The sequence below is a fragment of the Micromonospora marina genome, assembly GCF_900091565.1.
Classification (GTDB): Bacteria; Actinomycetota; Actinomycetes; order Mycobacteriales; family Micromonosporaceae; genus Micromonospora; species Micromonospora marina.
The window spans coordinates 45,902-54,675 of sequence record NZ_FMCV01000031.1 but is presented as its reverse complement, the minus strand read 5'-3'; the positions used below and the strand labels follow the sequence as shown (position 1 = coordinate 54,675).

Genomic DNA, 8,774 nt, shown 5'->3' with positions numbered 1-8,774 from the left:
GACGCCCGTACCGACGGGGGTCGGCGCGGGTGCGCTCAAGAAAGTCTTCGAGGGGATCCGGCCGCACGCGGGGCAGGGGGTGCCACATCGCGGCGCCGGAAGCATGTCCAACGACCCGCCACCCGGCATCATTCCCGGGGCCTCACGCGTCGCCGGATCCATCGTCAACGACCAGCCGACCAGGATGACTCCCTGCGGCTCACGTCGCCGGAACCGAACTCGACAACCGGCAGCCGGGCCTGTTCCCGCAGGCCGCACGACCCCTTCTCCGGGGCTCGGCCGCTGCTCGGTCGTTCACCCGGTTACAACGCCACCCATCCGCCGCCGATTCCACCCCCACAGTGCCGCCCACCACCCCCGAACCCGACACCATGCCACAAACCCCCCACACACCCGACCCCCAACCGGGCCCAGCCGAAACCACCGCGCCCACACCCCGGTGATCAAGGAGTTCGCGGCAACCCCCGGCACCGACAAGGACACAAACCCCTTGATCACCTACCAAAGGACCCCCTCCGGGCGCCTATCGGGCGCGGGGCGGGCGGCGGCTGACGGCGGCGGGAGGCCGGGTTCTGCCGCTGGCAGATCGGCTTACCGTGAACGGGGACTGTGCCGGACGTTGCTGGACGGCACGCTGGGACGCATGCGAATTCTGATGCTCGGCGGTACAGGTTTCGTCGGCGGTGCGGTGGTGGCCGAGGCGGTGCGCCGCGACTGGCGGGTCACCGTGTTCAACCGGGGTGTGCACGGGCGGGTGCCGGACGGCGTACACAGGTTGCGGGGTGACCGGACCGCGCCGGACGGGCTGGCCGCGCTCACCGGCGGCGAGTGGGATCTGGTGGTGGACACCTGGGACGGCGCGCCCCGGGCGGTACGGGACGCGGCGTCGGCGCTCGTCGACGCGGTGCCGCACTACGTGTACGTGTCCAGCGGATCGGTGTACGCGCCACCCGCCGCGCCCGGCAGTGGCGAGGAGGCGCCCACAGTGCCGGCCGACCCGGACGCCGACGACGGTGACTACCCGGCGAACAAGGCGGGCGGGGAACTCGCCGCGACGCGGGTCTTCGGCGACCGGGCACTGCTGGCGCGCGCCGGACTGATCCTGGGGCCGGGGGAGGACATCGGGCGGCTGCCGTGGTGGCTGGACCGGGTCGCCCGGGGTGGGGACGTGCTGGCACCGGGGCCGCGTGACCTGCCGATCCAGTACGTGGACGTCCGGGACCTGGCGACCTGGCTGCTGGACCGGGGTGCCGAGGGCGTCGGCGGGGCGTACAACGTGGTGGGTCGCACCGGGCACGCGACGATGGGTGACCTGCTCGACGCGGCGGTGGCGGTGACCGGGTCGGACGCGACGCTGCGGTGGACCGCGCCGGAGCCGATCCTGGCCGCGGGGGTGGAGCCGTGGAACGACCTGCCGGTGTGGATTCCCAGCGGGCACGAGTACCGCTGGTTGCAGGAGCGGGACGTGGCACGCGCGTATGCGGCGGGGCTGGTCTGCCGGTCGGTGACCGAGACGGTGGCCGACACCTGGCGGTGGCTGTGCGAGGTCGGGCGCGTGCCGGACCGGGCGGGACGCCCGGCGCGTGCCCCGGTCGGCCTGGCGCCGGAACGGGAGGTCGCCCTGCTGGCCGCGCTCCCCACCTGACCCGGACAGAGAGGGCCGCGGAGGGGGTACGGGTCAGGCCGGCACCACCGGCAGGTCGAGCACCTCCTCGACCGGGCGGCGCGGGGTGGCGCGGCCCGGCTGGCCGTACCCGATCCGCATCACCATCTGCGGGGTGCCGAACCGGCCCAGCGACATCCGCAGCGCCTCGCGCGCGGCGGGCACCTCGATCGGCTGGGACAGCATCGACACGCTCAGCCCGGCGTCGGTGGCGGTGAGCAGCACCCGTTGCAGCGCCTGCCCGGCGAGGATCTGGTCGGCGGACGTGTTGCCGGCGGAGCCGAGCACCGCGACCAGCGGCTCCGGCTCGAAGTCGCGGCCGGGAGCGCGGTTGCGTCCCCCGAAGCCGCGCTGGGGCAGCAGGTCCTGCGGTTCGCTCTGCGGCCCGCCGGCGCCGGCGGGCACACCGTCCGGGGCCGGCTCGGAGCGGATCCACTCGGCCCGCTCGGCCACGTACGCGGGGTCGCGTTCCAGCACGCGGTGGGCGCTGCGGGCGACCTCGGCGACCGCGTTGACGGCGCTGGTGCCGATCACCAGTTCCAGCCAGCACTGCTCGGCACGGGCCGCTTCGCCGAGCCGCCAGCGGGCCTCGGCCGGCACGGGGTCGGGCCAGAACGGCGCGCGGTTGCTGAACCGGCGGCGGATCGCCCCGTACAGGCTCTGCTCGACCGGGGTGGGGCGGCGCGGCAGGTCCGGCACCAGCCGGGCCACGACGTCCGGGTCGGCCGGGTACGGGCGCAGCCGCACAGTGGCCGGGGTGCCCGCCACGGCGAGCGCCAGCCGCAGGTTGAACAGTGCCGCCCCGGCGGCGATCCGCGCGCCCCAGCCGGTCGGGTCGGTGGCGGGCAGGCCGCGCAGCGGGTCGACGGACACCTCGATGCCGCCGTCGACGAGCCGGAACCGCCACGGCTGGGTGTTGTGCAGCGACGGCGCCCGGACCGCGTCGGCGACCGTGGCCCGCAACTGCTCGCCGGTGTATTCGATCGTCATGGTGGTGCTCCCTCCCGTGCGGCGCCGGCTTTCCCGGCCGGGTACGCCACTACGGTGCGTCAGCGGGCGGTGCGGTGAGCAGGGCCGGAGGTCCCCACCTGGGCCCGGCCGTCGGTCCCGCGGGGCTCGGGCAGCACGGGACTTTCGACCCGTGCCACCGGGGCGGGAAAGCGGGTAGAAAGAACGGATGATCCGGGTGTTCCTGCTCGACGACCACGAGGTCGTCCGTCGTGGCCTTGCCGACCTGCTGCAGAGCAGCGGCGACATCGAGGTGGTCGGCGAGTCCGGCCTGGCCCAGGAGGCGGCGCGCCGCATCCCGGCGCTGCGCCCCGACGTGGCGATCCTCGACGCCCGGCTGCCCGACGGCAACGGCATCGACGTCTGCCGGGACGTCCGCGCCGTGGACTCCTCGATCAAGGGGCTGATCCTCACCTCGTACGAGGACGACGAGGCGCTGTTCGCGGCGATCATGGCGGGCGCCGCCGGGTACGTGCTCAAGCAGATCCGCGGCACCGACCTGGTGGACGCGGTCCGCCGGGTGGCGGCCGGGCAGTCCCTGCTCGACCCGGCGATCACCACCCGCGTGCTGGAGCGCATCCGCAGCGGGGTGGAGCAGCCGCGGGAGTTGAAGTCGCTCACCGAGCAGGAGCGGCGGATCCTGGAGTACGTGGCCGAGGGGCTCACCAACCGGGAGATCGCCGGGAAGATGTTCCTGGCCGAGAAGACGGTGAAGAACTACGTCTCCAGCGTGCTGGCGAAGCTGGGCCTGGAGCGGCGCACCCAGGCGGCGGTGCTGGCCACCCGGCTGCTCGGCAGGAACACCTGACGTCGGTCAGTCGAGCGGGACGCTCCAGCGCACCTCGGTGCCGCGTGGCTCGGCCCGGCGCAGTGCGAACTCGCCGCCCAGCCGCTCGGCCCGTTCCCGCAGGTTGACCAGGCCGCTGCGGGCCGCCTCCGGGTCGCAGCCGACCCCGTCGTCGGTGACGGTGATCTCGACCCGGCCGGAGCCGACGCGTACGCGCACCGACACCCGGTCGGCCTGCGCGTGGCGTACCGCGTTCGACAGCGCCTCGCGCAGCACGGCGGTGAGTTCGGGGCGCAGGTCGTCCGGAACGGCGCTGTCGATCGGGCCGATCAGCTCCAGGTCCGGCCGGTAGCCGAGCGACTCGGCGGCCACCTCGATCGCCTCGCGGATCTCGGTGCGCAGCGCCGCGCTCATCGGGGTGCGCAGCTCGAAGATGGTGCGGCGGATGTCGCGGATGGTGGCGTCCAGGTCGTCGACGGCCTGGTTGATCCGCTTGGCCGCCTCGGGGCGGGCGTTCATCGCGCCGCTCTGCAGTTGCAGGCCGGTGGCGAACAGCCGCTGGATCACCACGTCGTGCAGGTCACGGGCGATGCGTTCGCGGTCTTCCAGCACCACCAGCAGTTCCCGCTCCTCCTGCCCGCGGGCCCGTTCCATGGCGAGTGCGGCCTGGCCGGCGAAGCTGGCGAGCAGGGCGAGGTCGTCGTCGGCGGCCGGTCCGTGGTCGGGCCGGTAGCCGATCACCAGGACGCCGTGCAGCGTGTCGGCGGCGGTGAGCGGGGAGATCACGGCCGGCCCGGCGACCACCGGCCGGGGCCAGGGCGCCGCGGCGGCGAGGTCGTCGACCTGGTCGTGCCGGCCCTGCGTGACGGACGCGGCGAAGCTGGTCTCGGCGGCCGGCAGCACCGCGCCGACCAGTTCCCGGGCGACCGGGTCGGCGCCGTCGACGACCTCGACGGTGAACTGCGCCTCGTCCTCGTCGTAGAGCAGCACCAGCGACAGTTCGGCCTCGGCGACCTCGCGGGCGCGGCGGGCCACGAGCGTCAGCGCGTCGGTACGGCGTACCTCACCGAGCAGCACCGAGGTGATCTCCGCGGCGGCGGCCAGCCAGCGTTCCCGCCGGTGCGCCAGCGCGTAGAGGCGGGCGTTCTCGATCGCGACCCCGGCCGCGGCGGCCAGCGCCACCACGATCTCCTCGTCGTCCTCGGTGAACTCGGCCGCGCCCTGCTTCTCGGCCAGGTAGAGGTTGCCCCAGACGTGGTCGCGGATGCGCACCGGCACGCCGAGGAAGCTGTGCATCGGCGGGTGGTTCGGCGGGAAGCCGTACGAGTTGGGATGCGTGGTGATGTCCGGCATGCGGACCGGCTTCGGGTCGTCGATGAGCAGGCCGAGCACGCCCCGCCCGTGCGGCAGCTCGCCGATCTTCGCGTGCAGCTCGGGGCTGATGCCGTGGACGATGAAGTCGTGCAGCAGGCGGTCCGGCCCGATCACGCCGAGCGCGCCGTAGCGGGCGCCGGCCAGCTCGCACGCCGACTGCACGATCCGTTGCAGCGTGCTGCGCAGGTCGAGGTCGGACCCGATGCCGACGACCGCGTCCAGCAGTGCGCGGAGCCGCTCACGGCTGGTCACCACCTCGCCGACACGGTCGAGCATCTCCTGGAGCAGTTCGTCCAGGCGGACGCGGGACAGCGGGGTCAGCCCGAGCGACGGGGTGAGGTGCTCGTGCCGGGACTGGGGTGCGGCGGCCACCCGGCGATGGTATCGCCGGGTGGCCGCCCTGATCGAGACCGGTCAGGCGAGGCGGTCGCGGACCGCCGAGGTGTCGACCGTCTGCGCGACGTCCAGCCGGGGCGTGTGCGGCGGGCCGGCGTGCGCCGGGTCGGCCACGCCGAGCCGCATGCTGATGTACGGGAACCCGAGGCCGGACAGCATCTGCCGCAGGACCTGACGGGTGCTCTCGACCTCCACCACACCGGACAGCGGCACCAGCGACACCCCGTGCCGGGTGGCGGTGAGCCAGGCGGCGGAGAGCGCCTCGCCGGCGTGCAGCCAGCTCATCGGCTCGTCGTCGGAGCCCCAGAGGATCCCGTACACGGCGGCCTTGTCGTGGCCGGGCCCGATCGGCAGTGAGCCGGCGCGGCCGAAGTCGCGGGCCGGAACGGTCGTCTGGGCTGCCCGCTCGGGCAGCACCTCCGGCGGCAGCCCGGTGCCGGTGCCGGCCCGGCTGGTCCAGTACGCCAGTTCCTCGAGCAGTTCCGGGCTGTCCGCCTCGACGGCGGCGGCCTGCTGGGCGGCGCCCGCGAGCTGGATCTTCTGGGTGTCGTCGAGCAGTTGCAGGTGCACGCCCTCCAGCGTGGCCGCCCGGTCGATGTCGTCGAGCGCGGCGGTGGGGATCGGCTCGTCGCTGACCGGCCGCCGGTCGGTGTGCCGTACCTGCATGCACTGCACGACGCGCATGGCGTCGGGCTCGGCGCCGGTGTGCTTCAGGCCGGTGATCCGGGCCATCAGGTCGGGTTCGGTCGGGTCGGGCAGCCGCTCCACCACCGGGGTCCAGCCCTCGGCGGCCAGCGCCACCCGGGCGTGGTGCAGCGCGGCGCCGCAGCTCACCACCAGCAGGTGCCCTTCCGGGTCCAGGGCGCTGAGGTGCCGTTCGCGGACCACCCGCAGTTCCAGCGCGTCGGGCAGGACCGTCCAGTGCCACGGCTGCGTGTTGTGCACCGAGGGGGCGTGGCCGGCCATTCCGGCGGCCTCCGCGAGCGCGGTGGTCAACGGGCGATCGCCGGGCGGCGTCTCGTGGCTCATCGTCACGACCTTTCCTGTTTTCCCCATCGTGCCCCACGCCCGGGACGCCCCGGGTGGGGATGCCGCTCCATCCTCGGGCATGCCCGGCCGCCCCCGCAGGGGCCCTTCGCCCCCGGATTACCCGCGTCGCCCCGCCCGCACCACGTCCGGACTGAGACGATCCGCACGTGGGAAGCGAGCCACGCGAGTGCGTACCCGAGCAGCCGGCCCGTGCCCGGCGGTGGGCGCGGGCCGAGTGGGCGCCGCTGGTGCTGCTCACGGTGGCCGTGCTGGCCGGGGCGGCGCTGTGGTTCGCCGGCGCGCACGACGCCGCCCGGCTGGTCTGGGCGGCGGTCACCGTGGTGGCCCTGGTGCCGGCGGCCTGGACGACGCTGCGCCAGCTGTGGCTGCGGCAGTTCGGGGTGGACGTCATCGCGGTGCTGGCGCTGGTCGGTGCGCTGCTGGTGCGGGAGTACCTGGCCGGCGCCGTGATCGCGGTGATGGTCGCGACCGGGCGGGCGCTGGAGGAGTACGCCCGGCGCCGCGCCACCCGCGACCTGAGGGCGCTGTTGGAACGCGCGCCCCGGCAGGCACGACGGCGTACCCGGGACGGCGGGATCGAGGTGGTGCCGCTGGACCGCGTCGCGGTGGGGGATCGGCTGCTGGTCGGGCCGGGTGACGTGGTGCCGGTGGACGGCGTGGTCGAGGAGGCGGCCACGCTCGACGAGTCGGTGGTGACCGGCGAGTCGCAGCTGGTCAACCGCGCGGCCGGGGACGAGGTGGCCAGCGGTGTCGTCAACGCGGGCGCCGGCTTCGGGCTGCGGGCCCGCCGCAACGCGGCGGAGAGCACCTACGCGGGCATCGTCCGCCTGGCCGGCGAGGCCACCGCCCGCAAGGCACCGATGGTACGGCTGGCCGACCGGTACGCCGCCGCGTTCGTGCCGTTCACGCTGGTGCTGGCCGGGCTGGCGTGGCTGCTGTCCGGCGAGTTCAGCCGGGCGGTGGCGGTGCTGGTGGTGGCCACCCCGTGCCCGCTGCTGCTGGCGACCCCGATCGCGGTGGTGTCCGGGCTGTCCCGGGTGGCCCGCCGCGGTGTGCTGGTCCGGGACGGCGGGTCGCTGGAACAGCTCGGCCGCGCCCGTACCCTCCTGCTCGACAAGACCGGCACGCTCACCGCCGGGCGGCCCCGGGCGGCCGAGGTGGTGGTGGCGCCGGGCGGCGACCGGGGCGAGGTGCTGCGGCTGGCCGCGTCGGTCGAGCAGCTCTCCCCGCACGTGCTGGCCGCCGCGCTGGTCCGGCAGGCCCGCGAGCGCGGGCTGCCGCTGGCCGAGCCGGCGCAGGTCACCGAGGAGCCGGGGCGTGGGGTGAGCGGGCGCGTCGACGGGCGGACGGTGCGCGTCGGGCAGCTCGCCGGGGAACCGCCGGAGTGGGCGGGCCGGCTCGGTGAGCGCGCCGAACGGTCCGGGCGTTCCGCGGTGTGGGTCAGCGACGACCACGGGCCGCTCGGCGCGATCCTGCTGGAGGACCCGGTCCGCCCGGACGCCCGGCGGACCGTGCGGCGGCTGCGCGAGGCGGGCCTGTCCCGGCTGGTGATGGTGACCGGCGACCGTCCGGGCACGGCCCGGCAGGTGGCGCAGGTCGTGGGCGTGGACGACGTGATCGCGCGGTGTTCGCCGCAGGAGAAGGCCAATCGGGTACGCCAGGAGTCGGCGCACGCCGTGACGGTGATGGTCGGCGACGGCGTGAACGACGCGCCCGCGCTGGCCGAGGCGCACGTGGGCGTGGCGATGGGCGCGACCGGGGCGACCGCCTCGGCGGACGTGGCCGACGCGGTGCTCACCGTGGACCGGCTGGACCGGCTCGCCGACGCCGTCGAGATCGCCCGGTACGCCCGCCGCATCGCGGTGCAGAGCGCCACTGTCGGGATGGGCCTGGCGGTGCTGGCGATGCTCGTGGCCGCCGCGGGGCGGCTGCCCCCGGTGGCCGGCGCGTTCCTCCAGGAAGGCATCGACGTCGTGGTGATCCTCAACGCGTTGCGCGCGCTCGGCGGCGGCCTGCGGCGGCGTGACCTGCCCGCGCGCACCCGCGAACTGCTCGACCGGTACGCGGGCGAGCACGGCGGCGTACGCGACGTGCTGAACCGGCTGCGCGACACCGCCGACCTGGTGGCCACCCGTCCGGACGACCCGGCGTGCCTGCCGGCGCTGCGGGAGGTGCACCGGCGCCTGGTCGACGAGGTGCTGCCGCACGAGGCGGCCGAGGAACGGCAGCTCTATCCGGCGCTGGCCGGTCCGCTCGGCAGCGCCGAGGCGACCTCCACGATGAGCCGGGCGCACGTGGAGATCGTGCGGCTGGTGGAGCGGATCGGCGGGCACCTCACGGCGCAGCCGGACGGCCGGCTGCGCCGTGACGAGGTGCCCGATCTGCTCGCCGCGCTCTATGGCCTGGACGCGGTGCTGCGCCTGCACCTGGCCCAGGAGGAGGAGGAGTACTTCTCGCTCGACCCGGAGGAGGGCTCCACCGCGCCCGGCCGCTGAG

6 protein-coding genes are annotated in these 8,774 nt (G+C 75.1%); 3 read left to right on the top strand and 3 right to left on the bottom strand.

Annotation, left to right across the window (positions count from 1 at the left end):
• The first annotated feature begins 643 nt into the window (after positions 1 to 643).
• A complete protein-coding gene (locus tag GA0070215_RS26110; RefSeq protein ID WP_091051035.1) occupies positions 644 to 1,645 on the top strand; it encodes an NAD-dependent epimerase/dehydratase family protein in 1,002 nt (333 codons plus the stop codon).
• Positions 1,646 to 1,678: 33 nt separating this feature from the next.
• On the opposite strand, the gene GA0070215_RS26105 is transcribed toward GA0070215_RS26110, so the two are convergent.
• On the bottom strand, positions 1,679 to 2,653 hold the full coding sequence (locus GA0070215_RS26105; RefSeq protein ID WP_091051022.1) for an Acg family FMN-binding oxidoreductase: 975 nt from the start codon (positions 2,651 to 2,653) through the stop codon (positions 1,679 to 1,681).
• 187 nt (positions 2,654 to 2,840) lie between these two features.
• On the opposite strand from GA0070215_RS26105, the gene GA0070215_RS26100 reads away from it, so the two are divergent.
• The gene (locus GA0070215_RS26100) at positions 2,841 to 3,479 is read left to right on the top strand and encodes a response regulator (RefSeq protein ID WP_018788205.1); all 639 of its coding nucleotides are present in this window, start codon (positions 2,841 to 2,843) and stop codon (positions 3,477 to 3,479) included.
• A gap of 6 nt (positions 3,480 to 3,485) precedes the next feature.
• Here GA0070215_RS26100 and GA0070215_RS26095 read toward each other — a convergent pair whose 3' ends face one another.
• Together GA0070215_RS26095 and GA0070215_RS26090 are read right to left on the bottom strand one after the other, a co-directional pair.
• Complete coding sequence (locus GA0070215_RS26095) at positions 3,486 to 5,153, bottom strand: sensor histidine kinase (RefSeq protein ID WP_208600427.1); 1,668 nt, start codon at positions 5,151 to 5,153, stop codon at positions 3,486 to 3,488.
• Between the two features lie 93 nt (positions 5,154 to 5,246).
• Complete coding sequence (locus GA0070215_RS26090; RefSeq protein ID WP_091051032.1) at positions 5,247 to 6,257, bottom strand: Acg family FMN-binding oxidoreductase; 1,011 nt, start codon at positions 6,255 to 6,257, stop codon at positions 5,247 to 5,249.
• Between the two features lie 167 nt (positions 6,258 to 6,424).
• On the opposite strand from GA0070215_RS26090, the gene GA0070215_RS26085 reads away from it, so the two are divergent.
• On the top strand, positions 6,425 to 8,773 hold the full coding sequence (locus tag GA0070215_RS26085; RefSeq protein ID WP_091051016.1) for a heavy metal translocating P-type ATPase: 2,349 nt from the start codon (positions 6,425 to 6,427) through the stop codon (positions 8,771 to 8,773).
• Position 8,774 lies beyond the last annotated feature (1 nt).